The organism is Amycolatopsis sp. NPDC003676 (genome assembly GCF_053587275.1).
This window is the reverse complement of the sequence record NZ_JBSFNS010000046.1, coordinates 15,656-33,047: the sequence shown is the minus strand read 5'-3', so window position 1 is coordinate 33,047 and position 17,392 is coordinate 15,656. Positions and strand designations below refer to the sequence as shown.

Genomic DNA, 17,392 nt, shown 5'->3' with positions numbered 1-17,392 from the left:
GCCAGGTCCGTCCATGTGAGTGAATAGGCTGCTCCCATGGGTTCCCCCGAGCCGGTCACCAGCGCCAGCACGGCGCTGCTCACCGACCACTACGAGCTGACCATGCTGGCGAGCGCGCTCGCGGACGGGACGGCCGACCGGCCGTGCGTGTTCGAAGTCTTCGCGCGGCGGCTTCCCGACGGGCGCCGCTACGGCGTCGTCGCGGGCACCGCGCGCGTGCTCGACGCGATCGCCGACTTCCGCTTCACCGACGCCGAGCTGACCATGCTGGAGCAGACCGCGGTCGTCGACCCGGAAACGCTGGCGTGGCTGGCCGACTACGAGTTCCGCGGCGACATCGACGGCTACCGCGAAGGCGACCTGTACTTCCCGGGTTCGCCGATCCTCACCGTGACCGGCAGTTTCGCCGAGGCCGTGGTGCTGGAGACGCTGGTGCTGTCGATCCTCAACCACGACAGCGCGATCGCGTCCGCGGCGGCGCGGATGTCCGGCGCGGCGCACGGCAGGCCGATCATCGAGATGGGCGGACGGCGCACGCACGAGTACGCCGCGGTCGCCGCCGCGCGCGCCTCCTACCTGGCCGGATTCGCCACGACGTCGAACCTCGAAGCGGGCCGCCGCTACGGGATTCCGACGCGCGGCACCGTCGCGCACGCGTTCATGCTGCTGCACGACAGCGAGGAAGCGGCGTTCCGCGCGCAGGTCAGCAAGATGGGCGCGGACACCACCCTTCTGGTGGACACCTACGACATCACCGCGGGCATCGAGGCGGCCGTGCGCGTCGCCGGCCCGGAGCTGGGCGCGATCCGGATCGACTCCGGCGACGTCGGCCCGCTCGCCCGCAAGGCCCGCGACCAGCTCGACGCGCTCGGCGCGAAAGACACCCGGATCGTGGTGTCCGGCGACCTCGACGAGCACGCGATCGCGGCGCTGCGCGCGGAACCGGTGGACGCGTACGGCGTGGGCACCTCGGTGGTCACCGGATCCGGCGCGCCGACCGCCGGGATGGTGTACAAGCTGGTCGAGGTCGACGGCCGCCCGGTCGCGAAACGCAGTGCGCACAAGGAATCCCGAGGCGGGCGCAAGCACGCGCTGCGCCGCCACCGCAGCACCGGCACGGCGGTCGAGGAAGTGGTCTGGACCGCCGCCAGCGGACGCCCGGAGCCCGGCGAGAACGATCTCGACCTGCAGATCCCCCTGGTGCGCGAGGGCGCGCCGGTGGATGATCTGCCCACGCTGGACGACGCGCGTGCCCGCCTGCGGCGCGCGCAGGTGAGCCTGCCGTGGGAGGGCCTGAAGCTCTCGCACGGCGAGCCCGCGATACCGACGACTTTTCTGTAGGGAGCCGACCATGGGAACCGCGCTGATCGTGGTGGATGTGCAGAACGACTTCTGCGAGGGAGGCTCGCTCGGCCTGCCGGGCGGGGCGGCTGCCGCGGCGGCCATCTCGCGGCGGATGGCCGACGGCGGCTACACCCACATCGTCGCCACTCGCGACCACCACATCGATCCGGGCGACCACTTCAGCGACACGCCCGACTTCAACACCAGCTGGCCGGTGCACTGCGTCGCGGGCACGGCGGGCGCGTCGTTCCACTCGGCGCTGGACGTGGTGCCGGTCGAGGCGGTCTTCTCGAAGGGCGAGTACACCGCCGCGTACTCCGGTTTCGAGGGCAAGTCCGGCGACGGCAAGACGCTCGAGGAATGGCTTCGCGCGCACGAAGTGACCGACGTCGAGGTCGTCGGCATCGCGACGGACTTCTGCGTGCGAGCCACCGCGCTCGACGCTGCTCAGGCTGGGTTCAACGTGCAGGTGCTCCTGGACCTGACCGTGGGCGGTTCGCAGCCGACGGTGGACGCGACGCTGAAGGACTTCGACGAGGCGGGCGTGCGCTACACCGGCACGCCCGCGTTGCCGCCCGCCTGACCGTTCACTGCTTGGGCGCGCCGCCCTTGCCATACGGGTTGCACGCCGCGGTGCCGAGGTAGATGTCCCCGCTCGCCGGACCACCCTGCGGGAACAGCTTCACGTGCACCGCGTGCGTGACCAGGCTGCCGTCGGCCGGCGTAGGCGTCACGGTCTCGTTCAGCGTGATCGTGGCCAGCGCCGTGCCCGCCGCGCCGCCGGGGATCGTGATCCGGTAGTTCGCCGGGATCGACGACGGAATGGTGAAGCCGGAGACCTCGCCGATCGACATCGAACCGGTGCTGCCCGAATCCGTCGTGGTGGCGCAACCGACCGAGTACGTGCGGACTTTCAGCTCGGGCCCGCCGTACCGCGTCAGCAGGTCGGATTCGAACCGCTGCCCGCCGGTCTTCACCTGCGCGACCGGGCCCTTCCGCTCGCAGCTGGTGCCGCCGAACCCGAACACCGCGACCTCGCCCGCCGCGCCGCCGGGAGTACGCGCGGACGCCGGTCCGTCGGCGTCGCAGCGGGCGAGTTCGCCGGTGACCACGTGCTCGTGGTCCACCAGCACGTCGAGGCTGCCCGCCGAACCCCAGCCGGTGGACGTGACCGGCGGATCGGCGTGTGCCACCGCCGGAGCCGCAGCCAGCAGAACCCCGGTGACCAGCAGGATTCGTCCGCGCATTCGACCTGTCTCCCTTCGCCCGTGCTTCGACATCGGCAGCGCGGCAGGGGTCCCAAACGTCGACCGGGGCAGCTCACCCGTACGTGTGGCGGAAGACAGGGGTGGTGAGGAACGCAACTTGTCTCGTTCCGCCCCGTCGCTCGACGATAACCTGCCCGGACGTCCGTTTTCCGTGGTTGGAGGTCCCGTGTCGTCACTGTCTCTCCCGGCCCGCCGTCAGGTGCTGGCCGACCTCGTGCCCGGCACCCTGGTGCGCGACCTGGCGCTGGTCGCCGGCGGAGCCGTGCTCACCGGAGCCGCCGCGCAGCTGGTCATCCCGCTTCCGGGCACGCCGGTGCCGATGACCGGCCAGACCTTCGCCGCGCTGCTCGTCGGCGCGACGCTCGGCATGCGCCGCGGCGCGGCCTCGATGCTGCTGTACTTGCTCGTCGGCGCGGCCGGCGTGCCGTGGTTCCAGGGCGGGACCTCCGGGCTGTCCGGAGCCTCGGCCGGATACATCGTCGGCTTCGTGTTCGCCGGCGCCCTCGTGGGCGCGCTCGCCCGCCGCGGCGGCGACCGCACTCCGCTGCGCATGGCGGGGACCATGGTGCTCGGCAACGTCGCGATCTACGCGTTCGGCGTGCCGTGGCTGATGGCCGCCACCGGATTCGATCTCGCCACCGCTTTCGACAAGGGCGTCACGCCGTTTCTCGTGGGCGACGTGCTGAAGACCGTGGTCGCGGCGGGTGTGCTGCCGCTCGCGTGGGCCGCGGTTTCGCGGTTCCGCAAGGAAGACTGAGCCGTAATCCCGGGATCTTCGATCCGGCGCGAGGGGTCCGTTCGCGCCGGATCGAAGATCCTGTCGGACCTGGCGGCTATCGTGTCTCGCTGTGCCCGCCCGAACCGATTTCCCCGGCGTCCTCGAACTCCTCACCCACGCGGTGGAGTCTGTCGGCGGCGCTGAACGCCCCGGCCAGGTGAAGATGGCCGATGCCGTCGGCCACGCCATCCGCACCGGCGAACACCTCGCCGTGCAAGCGGGAACGGGCACCGGCAAATCGCTGGCGTACCTGGTGCCCGCGATCCGGCACGCGGTGGAGAAAGACACCACCGTCGTCGTCTCCACGGCCACCATCGCGTTGCAGCGCCAGCTGGTCGACCGTGATCTCCCGCGTCTCGCCAAGGCGCTCAAGAAGCCGCTCGGGCGCGAACCGACCTTCGCGATCCTCAAGGGCCGCCGCAACTACCTGTGCCTGCACCGGCTCGACACCGGCCCGGCCGACGAGCCCGAGGACGCGCAGCTGTTCGACCCGTTCGCGGTGTCCCGGCTGGGCAAGGAAGTCACGCGGCTGCACGAGTGGACGTCGGACACCGAAACCGGCGACCGCGACGAGCTGGTGCCCGGCGTGTCCGACCAGGCGTGGCGGCAGGTTTCCGTCACCGCGAGGGAATGCCTCGGCGCCGCGAAGTGCCCGGTCGGCACCGATTGCTTCGCCGAACGCGCGCGAGCCGAGGCGGGCCGCGCCGATGTCGTGGTCACCAACCACGCGCTGCTGGCCATCGACGCGCTGCAGGGCTACCAGGTGCTGCCGGACCACGACCTGGTGATCATCGACGAGGCGCACGACCTGGTCGACCGGGTCACGTCCGTCGCGACCGGCGAGCTCACCAGCGCCATGGTCTCGGCCGCCGCGCGCCGCTGCGGAAAGCTGATGGACGCGGGAATCGCGGACCGGCTGCTGGAGTCGTCGGACGGACTCGCGCTGATCCTCGACGACATCCCGTCCGGAAGGCTCGACGCGCTGCCGAAGCCGTTGCAGGGCGCGATCCCGGCGGTGCGCGACGCGGCGAAGGAATGCCTCACCGCGCTGGGTTCGGACCGCAAGGAAGACGTCGGCGAGGCCACCGCGCGCAAGCTGGCCCGGTCGCTGCTCGAAGAAGTGCACGACACCGCGGTCCGGCTGCTCGACGCGTACGACGAGGACTTGGCGCACCAACGCGACGTCGTCTGGCTGACCGGGGACAAGTACTCCGCGAATCCGCGACCGCCCGCGTTGAAAGTCGCGCCGCTCGGTGTCGCGGGTTTGTTGCGGGAGCGCGTGTTCAACCAGCACACCACCGTGCTGACCTCGGCGACGCTCACCCTCGGCGGCGAATTCGACACCATGGCCCGGCAATGGGGTCTTCCGCCGAGCGGCGCGCGCGTGGTGAAGTCGCCGGGGACGGCCACCGACAAGGAAGCGCCGTCGGACGAGGACAACGGCCCGAAGTGGACCGGGCTGGACGTCGGATCGCCGTTCGACCACCGCCGCAACGGCATCCTCTACCTCGCCAAGCACCTGCCGCCGCCGGGCCGCGACGGGCTCGCCGAGTCCACAATGGACGAACTGGCCGAGCTGGTCGAAGCCGCGGGCGGCCGTACGCTGGGCCTGTTCTCCTCGATGCGCGCGGCGAAACAGGCCGCGGAGGCGATGCGGGAACGGCTCGACCACCCGATCCTCTGCCAGGGCGACGACGCCACGCCGTTGCTGGTGCGGCAGTTCTCCGAAGACGCGCGGACCTGCCTGTTCGGCACGCTCACGCTGTGGCAGGGCGTCGACGTGCCCGGCCCGTCGCTGCAGCTCGTGGTGGTGGACCGGATCCCGTTCCCCCGCCCGGACGATCCGGTGTCGTCCGCGCGCCAACGCGCGGTGGAAGCCCGGGGCGGCAACGGATTCCTCACCGTCGCCGCCACGCACGCCGCGCTGCTGCTGGCCCAAGGCACCGGACGGCTGCACCGCTCGGTCACCGACCGCGGCGTGGTAGCCGTGCTGGACTCCCGGCTGGCCACCGCGCGCTACGGCGGTTTCCTGCGCGCGTCGCTGCCGCCGTTCTGGCCGACAACAGATCCGCAGGTCGCACGGGACGCACTGAAGCGACTCGACGCGGCCGCGCCCGCCTGACCGAGCGCACGGGCAAGGCGGGTACGGTGAGTGGAACGAACACGACAGGGAGCACCGTTGACCCAGGATTCGTCCAGCGCACAATCCCGGACCGTCAGTGTTGACGACACCGGGGTGCGGCGCCGGCTCGCCGATGGCAGCGAAGAAGCTGTGACGTGGTCAGAACTGAGCTCAGTCATGGTGAGAGTCATCCCCGACGGCCCCTGGAACGAAGACGTCTTCTTCATGCTGGTCGGCAACGACGGCAAAGGCACGGCAGTCCCGAGCGGCGACCCGGCCGCGGACGCCCTCATCGAACGCCTGCAGACCTTGCCCGGCTTCGACAACGAGAAGTTCATCGAAGCGATGACCACGGACGCCGACCAGGCGTACGTGGTGTGGCAAAGCTGATCCAGGCTCGCTGAAGCCCGCTCCGGGCTACTGCGGCTTTCGCTGCTGCGGCTTTCGCTGACCTCGGCTCGGCCGGGAACGCTTGCTGGGCAAGGGTGGGCGCGCCGCGGCTTCGCCAGGTCTTGGCCGCAGCAGCTCGATGAGCCGGATTACCGCTGCCGCCGCCACGGCGAGCGCTCTGCGCGAACCGGCCGCCATCCGGCTCGACGACCTCGCTGCAACAACCGTCCGCCGCTGCGCCCCACCGCACGAACCGCCCGCCAGACCAGCTCCGCAACCCGCCCGCCGCTACGACTCACGAAACCCGCCGCGCGAACCGCCCGCCACACCAGCCCAGCAACCCGCCTTGCACCGCGACTCACCAACCCGACGCAAAAACCGTCGCGGCTCAAGCGGTCGGAAAGGTCTCCGTCACCGGAATGGCCTTCTTCAGCGTCCGGCTCACCGTGCACAGCCGCTCGATCGCCCGATCTACCGCGCCCGCCAGCGCTTCCCGCTGAGCTTCGTCGAGGCCCGACACGTCGACGTCGAACGCGACATGCACCGCGTCCAGTTCCGAGGCCCCTTCACGCCGGTCAGCCGTCACCGCGACGCGGAACTTCGAGTCCTCGCCCACCCGCCGCGTGATCAGCTGCTCCGCCGTCACCGCGGAGCAGCCCGCCGCCGCGATCTGCAGCAGTTCCGCCGGGGAGAACGCGCCCTCCGCACCAGCCCGGCCCAACCGCACCTCCGCGCCGCGTTCGTTGCGGCCGACGAAGCTGTGCGTGCCTTCGCGCTGTACTTCCAAAGTCATCGGAGACGCCTTTCCACCCGTCGGATCACTGCATTGGCGCAACCGCGCCGGTCACGCCGATGTTCCGGGCTGCTGCGCCAGCACGGTGATCGTGCCGGGATCGACCTCGGTGAATCCCGCATCGCGGACGGCGACCACGCGGTTGTCCCGCCAGCCTGCTTCCGGATCGTCGACCGGGCACAGCTCTTTCCATCGCGCCGGGCTGGGCGTCCGGACCGCGACCCGGTAGTCCTTCGCCGCCCACGCCGCCAGTTCGTCGTCCGGCAGCAGCGACGCGAGGATCATCGTGGCGTGGCCGACCTGCGCGGACGCCTTGCCGACGGTCATCGGGACATCCGGGTTCAGCATCAGCAGCGGGACATCAGCCGGGGCCGGGCCGGGGGTGTCGGCGGGCAGTTCGCTGCCGGAGATCTGCAGCCGCGAGACCTCTTTCGGGGCCTCCTTCACGAGCCCAGGCACGAGCGCCCGCGCCTCCGCACCGTCGACCTCGATGGTGATGCCCGGCAGGTCGAGCACCGCCTGCCAATGCGCGCCGCGAGCCCGGCGCGCGACCTTGCGAATCCGGTTGTCGAGCCACGCCTGCACCGGCTCGGCCCATTCGCCGCCGGGCTCGACGCGTTCGTCCAGGCACACCGCCAGCGCCGCCGCGGCCGCCGCTTCGAGCAGCGCCGTCCGGCCGGGCGGCTCGGCGCGTTCGATGCGCAGAATGATCGGCATCGCGCGGACCTCGTCCGGGTTTTCGTCGGAGGTGTCCGAGGTGTCCTCGGCGGGGAGGCCGAGCCACGAGGCGTAGCGGCTGCGCAGCGGTTCGAGTAGAGGGTTCACGGGCGGGCCAATTCGAGACCGTCGGCCGCGTCCGCCGCCTCGACCTCGGCGCGCGTGACGCCGAGGACGAACAGCACCGCGTCGAGGTACGGGTGCGAGAGCGCGGTGTCGGCGACCTCGCGCAGCGCGGGCTTGGCATTGAACGCGACGCCCATGCCAGCCGCGGCCAGCATGTCGATGTCGTTGGCACCGTCGCCGACCGCGACACAGGCGCCGAGCGGAATCCCGTACTCCCCCGCGAACCGGCGCAGCGCGGTCGCCTTGCCCGCGCGGTCCACGATGTCGCCGACGACGCGGCCGGTGAGCTTGCCGTCGACGACTTCCAGCTCGTTGGCCGCCGCGAAGTCGAGACCGAGGTCGTCCACGAGATGGTCGATGACCTGGGTAAACCCGCCGGACACGACGCCGCAGCGGAAGCCCATGCGCTTCAGCGTGCGGACGGTCGTGCGAGCCCCCGGGGTCAGCTCGAGCTTCGCCGCGACCTCGTCCATCACGGTGGCGGGCAGCCCGGCCAGCAGCGAAACGCGCCGTTCCAGCGACTCCGCGAAGTTCAGCTCGCCGCGCATCGCGGCCTCGGTGATCTCGCGGACCTGCTCCTCGACCCCGGCGTACGCGCCGAGCATCTCGATGACCTCGCCCTGCACGAGCGTGGAATCGACGTCGAACACCACGAGCCGCTTGGCCCGGCGCGTGATGCCCGCGCGCTCGACGGCGACGTCGACGTTGGCCTCGGACGCCGCGTCGGCCAGCATGGACCGAAGCTCGGCGTCGGCCTCTTCGCTGTCTTCGCGCACCGAGACGTACAGCTCAAGCCCAGTCACCGGATAGTCGGCAACGCTGCGAATCGAGTCGATGTTCGTCCCGATGCCCGCCAGCCGCCGCGCGATCTCGGAGAACGCCCGCGCGGTCACCGGACGCCCGAGCAGGACGAGCACGTGCGACGAATCGCGCCGCCCGAGCGCGAACGGATCCGCGCCGATCGCGTCGCCGATCCGGACCTCGACCTCCATGCCGACGGTCGCCATCGCCTGCTCGACGGACTCCTGGAGCCCCTCCGGGTCGCGGTAGACGCCGGCGAGCACGCCGAGCACGAGCTGCCCGCGGATGACCACCTGCTCGATGTCGAGCACGTCCACGTCGTGCCGCGTGAGCACGGCGAACAGCACGGACGAGACCCCGGGCTTGTCCGGACCGGTCGTGGTGATGAGGACGGGAGTCTGGCTCACTGGTTCGGTATCCCTCGTTCGTCTCGGCACCGACGCTTAGGCCACGGCGAGTCGGCACGCCCAGTCTGGCCTCCAGCGGCGGCGGGCAGAACGCCCCCGTGCCGTGCTTCACACCGCGGGTGCCACTAACGGGCGACGAGAGGGGTGGTGCGGGGTCGGGATGAGGCCTGGCGGACCAGTGCGGCTGGGCGCGGCGACGGACGAGCCGCCCGGGCTAGACAGGGAGCGTGATGGATCGAGCCTCGTGAGCGTTCATCCCGATTAAGACCAGCACAACCGCTCCCACCCCGCCAGCACAGGCCAACCCCGGCCCCTGGCACCCCGGCTCGGCAGCCCTCATCCGGCATGAAAAACGGCGCGTGCCCGACCGAGAAATCCTCGACCGGGCACGCGCCGTGCGACTGTTCCGAGCGCCGTTACTGCTCGCTCGCGTTGTCCTTGCTGTGGTCGCCCGGCATGGTGGCGTCCACGAGCTTCTGCGACGGGGCCGCGACGTGCTTGGCCTTGCCGAAGAAGCCGATCTCGCCTTCCGCGTGCAGGCGTTCGACCATGTGCGGGTAGTGCAGCTCGAACGCGGGCCGCTCGGAGCGGATCCGGGGCAGTTCGGTGAAGTTGTGCCGCGGCGGCGGGCAGGACGTGGCCCACTCGAGCGAGTTGCCGTAGCCCCACGGGTCGTCGACCGTGACGATTTCGCCGTACCGGTAGCTCTTGAACACGTTCCAGATGAACGGCAGCGTGGACGCCCCGAGGATGTACGCGCCGATCGTGGAGATCGTGTTCAGCGTGGTGAACCCGTCGCTGGCCAGGTAGTCCGCGTAGCGCCGCGGCATGCCTTCCGCGCCCAGCCAGTGCTGCACCAGGAACGTGGTGTGGAAGCCGATGAACGTGGTCCAGAAGTGCCACTTCCCGAGCTTCTCGTCCATCATCCGGCCGGTGATCTTCGGGAACCAGAAGTAGATCCCGGCGAAGGTCGCGAACACGATCGTGCCGTAGAGGACGTAGTGGAAGTGCGCCACCACGAAGTAGCTGTCCGACACGTGGAAGTCGATCGCCGGAGCGGCCAGCATGATGCCGGTCAGACCGCCGAAGAGGAACGTGACGATGAAGCCCATCGAGAAGATCATCGGCGTCTCGAAGGACAGCTGGCCCTTCCACATCGTGCCGATCCAGTTGAAGAACTTCACGCCGGTCGGGACCGCGATGAGGAACGTCATGAAGGAGAAGAACGGCAGCAGGACCGCGCCGGTCGCGTACATGTGGTGCGCCCACACCGCCACCGACAGCGCCGCGATCGACAGCGTCGCGAAGACCAGGCCCTTGTAGCCGAACACCGGCTTGCGGCTGAAGACCGGGAAGATCTCCGACACGATCCCGAAGAACGGCAGCGCGACGATGTAGACCTCTGGATGGCCGAAGAACCAGAACAGGTGCTGCCACAGGATCACCCCGCCGTTGGCCGGGTCGAACACGTGGGCTCCGAGGTGCCGGTCCGCCAGCAGGCCGAACAGGGCCGCGGTGAGGATCGGGAACGCGAGCAGGATCAGGATGCTCGTGATCAGGATGTTCCAGGTGAAGATCGGCATCCGGTACATCGTCATGCCGGGCGCGCGGAGGCAGACCACGGTGGTGATCATGTTGACCGCGCCGAGGATCGTGCCGAGACCGGACACCGCCAGGCCGGCGATCCACAGGTCGGCTCCGACGCCGGGCGAGTGGATGGCGTCCGACAGCGGCGTGTAGGCGAACCAGCCGAAGTCGGCGGCGCCGCCGGGCGTCAGGAAGCCGGACAGCACGATCAGGCTGCCGAACAGGAACAGCCAGTAGGAGAACGCGTTCAGCCGCGGGAACGCCACGTCGGGCGAGCCGATCTGCAGCGGCAGGATGAAGTTCGCGAACCCGAACAGGCTCGGCGTCGCGTACAGCAGCAGCATCACCGTGCCGTGCATGGTGAACAGCTGGTTGTACTGCTCCTGCGACAGGAACTGCTGCCCCGGCTGGGCGAGCTCCGTCCGGATGAGCATGGCCATCGCGCCGCCGATCATGAAGAAGGCGAACGACGAGACCAGATACATGATCCCGATCTGCTTGTGGTCCGTCGTGCGGAACAACCGCAGCAGGTACGAACCCTTTGCCGTCTCGCGCGCGGGATACGGGCGCGTCGCGATCGGCTTGGGGGCTACGGCCGTCACTCCTGCCTCCAACACTGCAACCTTGTGGTGGTCAACTTCGGGGCGCTCGGGCTCAGGCGGGCCTGATTCCGGGCGGTCAAGGGGATCGTAGCCCTCGGTACCGACAGTCGCTCGCACCGGCTGGTTAGATCACCGCATGACCGACCCGTACCGCGTCGCGGCGGTCTCTTCGGCGCTCGCCGTCGGCCGCCGGTTCGGCCTCCCGGCCGATGCCGCCGAGGTGCTGCACGAGCGCTCGAACGTGCTGGTGAGGATGGGTCCGGTCGTGGCGAGGGTCCCGGCCACCACCCGGCTGCTGCGGCCGGACGCGACCGCGGGGCTCGAGCGGGATGTCGCCCTTTCGGCCTATCTCACCGAACGTGGTGTGCGCGTCGTCTCACCGGCCGCGGATCCCCCGGCCGGACCGCATTTCGCCGAGGGCCTGCCGGTCACGCTCTGGCACTGGACCCCGCACGATCCGGACCATCGGCACGGGCCGGACGAGACCGCCGGATCGCTCGCCCGGGTCCACGCCGCGTTGCGCGACTACCCGGGCGAACTGCCCTCCCGCGGCCCGGTCGGCGAACTCCTGGACACCGTCACGCGCGACGCTTCGCTGTTGGACGGTTTCGCGGACCGGATCCGCGCGGAGACCGAACGACTAGCGGCGCTGCTGCCGTCCGGCCCGGTCCAGGCCCTGCACGGCGACGCGCACCCCGGCAACCTCATCGAGACCGCCGACGGTCCGTGCTGGCTCGACTTCGAGGACACCTGGCGCGGACCACTCGAATGGGACCTGGCGATCCTCGCTCGGCAAGGCGGCCCGGAGTTCCTGGCCGCGTACCCGGGCGAAGCGGACGAAGCCGTTCTCGCGACGTGTACGCAGCTTCGCTTGCTCTTCGCAGTGGCGTGGCGGTTCTTGATCGCACAGCGTTTCCCGCACCGCCTCGCCGATGCGCGCGCCGCAGCGGTCGAGTACTTCAGCTGACCCAGCCGAGGATCGCTTCGACCACGCCAGCCGGGTCCTCCAGCGGCGTCAGGTGCCCGACGTCGGGAAGGACCGCGAGAGTCGCGTCGGGAAGCGCTTCGACCATGGTGTTGGCGGCGTCGAGCGGCGTGATCGCGTCGCGCTCCCCCACGATGACGAGCACCGGTACGTCCGTTTCGCGCAGCAGGTCAACGGAATCAGGCCGGTTGCGCATCGCCCGCGCGGCCCAGGCGACCCCGGACGGCGGCTGCGCGTCGATCAATTCGCGCACGCGCGCGAGGACGTCGGCGGACGCGGTGTCGGCGAGAAGGTTCGGCAGGTTCGCGTCCGCCAGCCAGTTTTCGACGCCATCGGCCTCCGCCCGGTTCGCGACGTCGAGCCGGGTCTGCGCGGCTTCGGGGGTGTCCGCGGTGGCTTTGGTGTCGATGAGGACCAGTCCCCCGACGCGCTCGGGAGCCTGCCGCAGGACGGCCATCGCGAGGTAGCCGCCCATCGAACAGCCGCCGAGAACCACCTGGTCGAGTTCGAGCTTGTCGAGGAGCGCGACGACGTCCCGGGCAGCGTCGGCGAGATCGGGCTCGGCTTCGGTTTCGGGCAACGGGCTCCGGCCGAGACCGCGCTGGTCGGGCGTGATGACCCGGAGGCGTTCCGCGAGCGGCGCGCGGACCGGGTCCCACATGCGGGCGTCGAGCGGGAAGGCGTGCAGGAGCACCAACGGCAGTTCGGTCATGGCGGAGATTGTCGTCTTTATTGCTTCGGTTTTTGTCGTACCCCGTCGTTATGGTCGAGGGCGTGACAGAGATCGTGACGGAAAGGCTGGTGCTGCGGCACTTCGTGGAGACCGACCGGCAGGCAGTGGCGGAGATCCAGAGCGACCCGGAGACGAACCGGTACAACCCGCGTCCGCCGGACACCGCGACCACGCTGGTGATGTTCGACAGCTGGCTCGAACACTGGGCGGAGTTCGGCTACGGATACCTGGCGGTCCGGGAGCGGGGCAGGCCGGAGGCGGCCGACGGGTCGGACGTGATCGGCATGGCCGGAGTGCGCAACCGGGAGTTCCGGGGCGAGAAGGTGCTGAACCTGGCGTACCGCTTCCGGCCGTCGGCGTGGGGGAAGGGCTACGCGGCGGAGGCGGCGCGGGCGTCGGTGGAGTGGGCGGAACGGGAGATCCCGGCGATTCCGGTGCTGATCAGCGTGGCGGTGACCAATGCGCCGTCGTTGCGGGTGGTGGAGAAGCTGGGGTTCACGGAGTACGTGGAGGAGGAGTACGAGGGGGCGGTTTCGCGGCACTTTCGGCGGTGACGGGGTTTCGCGAGATGAGGGGTTCGGAGGTGGTGGGCGTTCGGTGGTGATGGATGTTCGGTGGTGATGGATGTTCGGCCGCCTGCGTCAACCGCGATGCGGTCCGGCGGGATCGAGCGCGGTGCCAGGAAGCCTTTCGTGGTAACCGTTTCCCCGGTCACCAACGCCGGTTCGGCCGACGCCGGGCCCGGGCTTCCCAGCAGGGGCGATGCCAATGCCGACGATCCGCGACGCCGCCGGTCTCGTCCGCGGGCCAGACGACCAGGTGCGGGACGCCGGGCCGGATCTCGTGGTCGCAGCCGGGGCAGCGGTAGGTCTTGGCGGCTTGCGAGCCGGGGACGGTGCGCACCAGCCAGTCCCCGTCGGGACCGGATTCGCTGCGGGCCCAGCCGCTGACCGCACCGGCGTCCGGACGCTCGCCGGAAGCGGGACGGCCTCGGCCGGGTCGATTGCGTCTGGGCACGCAGTCACGGTAACTGGACGTCCGGGGGAAGGCGCAGCCACGCACCCCGAACTACCGGCTCAGCCTGGCTGCCGGGGAAGCGCCTCTCGCGGACCCCGCTGAATTGGCTGACCGCAACCACTCGCGTTCGGTGCGTTGAGTGAGCCAGGGACGCCGGATATCTCGATCCAGGGCCGCAGCGGGGCAGGAATCGAGCACCCCGAAGCGGCGTTCGGGTCGTCGATCAACCCCGCGCAATCACCAATCGAGCACCCCGAAGCGGCGTCCAGTTCATTGACCACCCCTGCGCAATCACCAATCGAGCACCCGAAACAGCGTCCAGGTCGTCGATCAACCCCGCGCGATCGCCAGCGGAACCAGCTGCTCCGCCGACGTCAGCGAACCGTGCTGGCCCACCAGGTTCGTCTCCACCGCTTCGGCCAGTTCGCGCACCATGCCGAACGTCCCGGTCGCCGCGGCGACGACGTCGCCGATTCGCGGGCGTACCCGGTCGCTTACCGCGGTACCGAACCAGCCTGCGGCGATCGCCTCTTCGCGCGGCAGGACCCAGGCCCGCGAACCCAGCACCGAACGCCACGCGGCCACGACATCCGCGGTCGCGCCGGGTTCCGTGTAGACATGTCGTGCGCGGACTTCGCCGCCGAAAGCGCGGACGCCTGCCAGCAGTTCCGGTGTGTCCTCCAGGTTCAGTTTCTCCTCGACGGTCACCATCCCGTGGTCCGCCACCACCGCCAGCACCGCACCGGCGGGCAGTCCGTCCACAATGGACTCTACCAGGCGGTCGACGTGACGGAGTTGCATGCGCCACGCGGTCGAGCCGGGGCCGTAGAGGTGGCCCAGCAGGTCCAATTCACTGTGGTAGGCATAGCAGAACGACCGCGAAGACAGGACGTCCAAGGTTCGCGCGGCCAGGTCGCCCAGCGCGTGCACGCCGACGTATTGGGCACCGCCCTGGGTCGCTTGGGTCAGGGCGGTGTTGGCGAAATGCGCCGAGGACACCACTGCGGCCTCGATCCCGGCGGCGGCGGCGCGTTCGAAGGTCGTCGGCAGGGGTTGGACTTCTCGCGGAGGCAGGGAGCCTCGCAGGTCGCTGCCGTCTTCGTGGGAGCGCCAGCGCAGGGCGTTCATGACGCCCGCGCCCGGGATCTCGAAGGTGTAGCCGACCATGCCGTGCTCGCCGGAAGCCAAGCCGGTGCCGATCGCGGCGACGCCGGCCGCAGTGGTCGACGGGAAGCCGACTCGCAGGGGGCTGCTGGCCAGTTCGGTGAGGACGGGGGCGTCCGCGGCGTGCTGGGCGAGCAGTTCCCAGCCGAGGCCGTCGATGAGGAGCACGCAGGCACTGCGGGCTTCGGGCAACGCCAGGCCGCCGTCTTCGCCGGGCACGCCCAGCGCGCCGAGCAGGGCTGGAACGACCTGGCCTAGGTGCGGAACATCCGCGTACTGGGGCACATCCACCCGGACAGCTTCCCACCAACGCGGCCCGCCAGCGATAATCACGGCATGCCCACCTACGCCTACCGTTGCCGCGACTGCACCGAGACGTTCGAACTCCAGCGCCCGATGGCGGAGTCGAGCGCGCCCGCCCCTTGCCCGGAGGGGCACACGGACACGGTCAAGCTGCTCACGACCGTCGCGCTCACCGGCTCGGCCTCCGCACCCGCACCCGCTGGCGGAGGATGCTGCGGGGGCGGTTGCTGCAGCTGACCGGCACCGAGCACGCTTACTGGCGCGGGCATCCGCACCGGCTGGCGGAGGCGGTTGCTATAGCTGATCGGCGCGAGCGCGCTCACCGGCTCAGCCTCCGCACCCGCACTCGCACCCGCTGGCGGAGGGTGCTGCGAAGGCGGTTGCTGCAGCTGATCAGCGCGAGCACGCTCACCGGCTCAGCCTCCGCACCCGCACCGACTGGCGGAGGATGCGGCGGAGGCGGCTGCTGCAGTTCATCGGCACCGAGTCGGGCCGCGGCATTCGCCGTCAGCCCGACCGGAGCCGAATCGCTCAGCAACCCTTCAGAGCCTGATCCAGATCAAGCCACAAGTCCTCAACATCCTCCAGCCCGGCCGAAAGCCGCAGCAAACCGTGCGTGATGCCTGAGCCGGTGCGGTCGTCCTCGGCGACGATTCGGTGCGTCAGGGAAGCCGGGTGCTGGATCAAGGTGTCCACGCTGCCCAGGCTCACCGCGGGCGTGATCAGCCGGACGGCGCCGATCACCGCGTGCGGGTCGCCGGTTACCTCGAAGGCCACCAGCGGGCCGCCCAGTTTCGGGTAGTGCACGGTGCTCACCGAGGGGTGCGAGGCTAGCCGCGAAGCCAAAACAGCGGCCGTTTCCGAAGCGGCCTTGACGCGCAGCGGGAGTGTCGAAAGGCCACGCAGCAACAGGTATCCGGCGAGCGGGTGCAGCACACCACCGGTGGCGAAGCGCAGGGAACGCAACCGCGCGGCTTCCTCCGCATCGCAAGCCACGATGCCGCCCATGACGTCGCCATGGCCGCCCAGGAACTTTGTCGCGCTGTGCAGCACCATGCGGGCACCGAGACGGCCGGGACGCTGCAGGACCGGCGTCGCGAAGGTGTTGTCGACCAAAACCGGGACGTCGCCGCACGCCTCGGTCAGGGTGGCGATGTCCAGTTCGCTCAGGGTCGGGTTCGCGGGCGTTTCAACGAAAACCAGGCCGGTGTCGGGGCGCAATGCGTCGGCGACATCCTCGGGGGCGGTCCAGGTGACCTCGGTGCCCAGGAGTCCGGTGGTCAGCAAGTGATCGGTGCAGCCGTACAGCGGGCGGACGCCGACGATGTGGCGTTTTCCTTGCGACACCGCGGAAAGCAGGCACGCCGAGACCGCCGCCATGCCGCTGGCGAAAGCTACGGCGTGATCGAAGCCTTCGAGTTCCGCGAGCGCTTGCTCGAACCGTTCGACGGTCGGGTTGCCGATCCGGCCGTAGATGCCGGTGACGTTCCCGCCCGCGGCGAATTCGTCGATCCGGCGGGCCTCCTCGGCGCTGTCGCGCGCGGGGTAGGTCGTGGAGAAGTCGAGCGGGGCGGCGTGCAGACCGAGGTCGGCGAGATCGTCGCGACCGGCGTGGACGGCTCGGGTGCGCAGGGCGGAAGTCATGGCAGTCACGTTCGGACAAGCAACGGTCGCAAAGCAATAATCTCGGATAAGATTCGAGAATGTCCGACACAGTCGAACTCAGTACGGTTGATCTTGAGATTCTGCGGGTGCTGCAGAACGATGCCCGGACGTCGAACAAGGAGCTGGCTGCGGCGGTCGGGCTCGCGCCGTCGACCTGTCTGGACCGGGTGGCGCGGCTCCGGGAGACCGGCGTGATCACCGGCCAGCACGCCAAGGTCGACGCGGCGAAGGTGGGGCGTCCGCTGGAGGCGTTCCTGTTCGTGCAGGTCCGGCCGCATCGTCGGCCGCTGGTGGAGCAGTTCGTGGAACATCTGCTGGCGCTGCCGGAAATCCGCGCGGTCTACCACCTGACCGGGCCTGACGACTTCCTCGCGCACGTCGCCACCACCTCGGCCGCTGAATTGCAACGGCTGGTGCTGGACGAACTCACCTCCCGCGACGAGGTCGCCCGTGTGCACACGAACCTCGTGTTCCAGCAGTGGCAAGGCGGTCCGCTGCTGCCGCCGGACGGCGAGCCCGCTCAGGGCGCGCGCATCCGCCAGCGCAACCGATGAGCTGACTGGCAGGCTCGCGCAACGCAAAGCAAGAAC

At 70.0% G+C, this 17,392-nt stretch carries 18 protein-coding genes; 9 read left to right on the top strand and 9 right to left on the bottom strand.

The genetic code is table 11. The annotated features are described in order from the left end of the window. The first annotated feature begins 36 nt into the window (after positions 1–36). Together ACWDNU_RS25180 and ACWDNU_RS25175 are read left to right on the top strand one after the other, a co-directional pair. Positions 37–1,341, top strand: a complete 1,305-nt coding sequence (locus tag ACWDNU_RS25180) for a nicotinate phosphoribosyltransferase (RefSeq protein WP_344271600.1) — start codon at positions 37–39, stop codon at positions 1,339–1,341. Positions 1,342–1,351: 10 nt separating this feature from the next. Next, a complete protein-coding gene (locus tag ACWDNU_RS25175; protein WP_370934707.1) occupies positions 1,352–1,927 on the top strand; it encodes an isochorismatase family protein in 576 nt (191 codons plus the stop codon). Between the two features lie 4 nt (positions 1,928–1,931). Here the strand turns inward: ACWDNU_RS25175 and ACWDNU_RS25170 are convergent, their stop codons facing one another. Beyond that, entirely contained in the window at positions 1,932–2,591 is a 660-nt protein-coding gene (locus ACWDNU_RS25170; RefSeq protein ID WP_370934706.1) for a choice-of-anchor P family protein, read from the bottom strand. A gap of 187 nt (positions 2,592–2,778) precedes the next feature. On the opposite strand from ACWDNU_RS25170, the gene ACWDNU_RS25165 reads away from it, so the two are divergent. The 3 genes from ACWDNU_RS25165 (at position 2,779) to ACWDNU_RS25155 (ending at position 5,902) form a co-directional block, all read left to right on the top strand. Beyond that, positions 2,779–3,369 carry a biotin transporter BioY gene (locus ACWDNU_RS25165; RefSeq protein WP_370934705.1) on the top strand — a complete coding sequence of 197 codons (591 nt, stop codon included), beginning with the start codon at positions 2,779–2,781 and terminating at the stop codon, positions 3,367–3,369. Positions 3,370–3,460: 91 nt separating this feature from the next. After that, entirely contained in the window at positions 3,461–5,512 is a 2,052-nt protein-coding gene (locus ACWDNU_RS25160; protein ID WP_370934704.1) for an ATP-dependent DNA helicase, read from the top strand. 57 nt (positions 5,513–5,569) lie between these two features. Then, on the top strand, positions 5,570–5,902 hold the full coding sequence (locus ACWDNU_RS25155) for a hypothetical protein (protein WP_067593690.1): 333 nt from the start codon (positions 5,570–5,572) through the stop codon (positions 5,900–5,902). Between the two features lie 388 nt (positions 5,903–6,290). Here ACWDNU_RS25155 and ACWDNU_RS25150 read toward each other — a convergent pair whose 3' ends face one another. The 4 genes from ACWDNU_RS25150 to ctaD all read right to left on the bottom strand — a co-directional run bounded on the left by ACWDNU_RS25150 (position 6,291) and on the right by ctaD (position 10,935). Further along, positions 6,291–6,695: an OsmC family protein gene (locus tag ACWDNU_RS25150; protein ID WP_344271578.1), complete on the bottom strand. Its 405-nt coding sequence runs from the start codon at positions 6,693–6,695 to the stop codon at positions 6,291–6,293. A gap of 51 nt (positions 6,696–6,746) precedes the next feature. Further along, on the bottom strand, positions 6,747–7,520 hold the full coding sequence (locus tag ACWDNU_RS25145; protein ID WP_449670699.1) for a peptidyl-tRNA hydrolase: 774 nt from the start codon (positions 7,518–7,520) through the stop codon (positions 6,747–6,749). Then, on the bottom strand, positions 7,517–8,746 hold the full coding sequence (gene serB, locus ACWDNU_RS25140; RefSeq protein WP_449670698.1) for a phosphoserine phosphatase SerB: 1,230 nt from the start codon (positions 8,744–8,746) through the stop codon (positions 7,517–7,519). The genes ACWDNU_RS25145 and serB overlap by 4 nt, the downstream gene beginning before the upstream one ends. Before the next feature lie 416 nt (positions 8,747–9,162). Then, on the bottom strand, positions 9,163–10,935 hold the full coding sequence (gene ctaD / locus ACWDNU_RS25135; protein WP_344271569.1) for an aa3-type cytochrome oxidase subunit I: 1,773 nt from the start codon (positions 10,933–10,935) through the stop codon (positions 9,163–9,165). A 136-nt stretch (positions 10,936–11,071) separates the two neighbouring features. Between ctaD and ACWDNU_RS25130 the strand changes: the two genes are divergently transcribed. Next, on the top strand, positions 11,072–11,902 hold the full coding sequence (locus ACWDNU_RS25130; RefSeq protein ID WP_449670697.1) for a phosphotransferase enzyme family protein: 831 nt from the start codon (positions 11,072–11,074) through the stop codon (positions 11,900–11,902). Here ACWDNU_RS25130 and ACWDNU_RS25125 read toward each other — a convergent pair. Then, a complete protein-coding gene (locus ACWDNU_RS25125; protein WP_449670696.1) occupies positions 11,895–12,632 on the bottom strand; it encodes an alpha/beta fold hydrolase in 738 nt (245 codons plus the stop codon). The two genes, ACWDNU_RS25130 and ACWDNU_RS25125, sit on opposite strands and share 8 nt — an antisense overlap. A 50-nt stretch (positions 12,633–12,682) precedes the next feature. On the opposite strand from ACWDNU_RS25125, the gene ACWDNU_RS25120 reads away from it, so the two are divergent. After that, positions 12,683–13,207, top strand: coding sequence for a GNAT family N-acetyltransferase (locus tag ACWDNU_RS25120; protein WP_370934698.1), 525 nt, complete (start codon positions 12,683–12,685; stop codon positions 13,205–13,207). Positions 13,208–13,364: 157 nt separating this feature from the next. On the opposite strand, the gene ACWDNU_RS25115 is transcribed toward ACWDNU_RS25120, so the two are convergent. Together ACWDNU_RS25115 and ACWDNU_RS25110 are read right to left on the bottom strand one after the other, a co-directional pair. Further along, positions 13,365–13,670 (bottom strand): hypothetical protein, encoded by a 306-nt coding sequence (locus tag ACWDNU_RS25115; RefSeq protein ID WP_370934697.1) that lies wholly within the window; start codon positions 13,668–13,670, stop codon positions 13,365–13,367. Positions 13,671–14,000: 330 nt separating this feature from the next. Then, entirely contained in the window at positions 14,001–15,125 is a 1,125-nt protein-coding gene (locus ACWDNU_RS25110) for an alkaline phosphatase family protein (RefSeq protein WP_449670695.1), read from the bottom strand. 45 nt (positions 15,126–15,170) lie between these two features. On the opposite strand from ACWDNU_RS25110, the gene ACWDNU_RS25105 reads away from it, so the two are divergent. Next, a complete protein-coding gene (locus ACWDNU_RS25105) occupies positions 15,171–15,374 on the top strand; it encodes an FmdB family zinc ribbon protein (protein WP_078870550.1) in 204 nt (67 codons plus the stop codon). A 294-nt stretch (positions 15,375–15,668) separates the two neighbouring features. Here the strand turns inward: ACWDNU_RS25105 and ACWDNU_RS25100 are convergent, their stop codons facing one another. Continuing rightward, complete coding sequence (locus ACWDNU_RS25100; RefSeq protein ID WP_449670694.1) at positions 15,669–16,781, bottom strand: trans-sulfuration enzyme family protein; 1,113 nt, start codon at positions 16,779–16,781, stop codon at positions 15,669–15,671. A gap of 59 nt (positions 16,782–16,840) precedes the next feature. Between ACWDNU_RS25100 and ACWDNU_RS25095 the strand changes: the two genes are divergently transcribed. Then, complete coding sequence (locus tag ACWDNU_RS25095; RefSeq protein ID WP_449670693.1) at positions 16,841–17,356, top strand: Lrp/AsnC family transcriptional regulator; 516 nt, start codon at positions 16,841–16,843, stop codon at positions 17,354–17,356. The last annotated feature ends 36 nt before the right edge of the window (positions 17,357–17,392 follow it).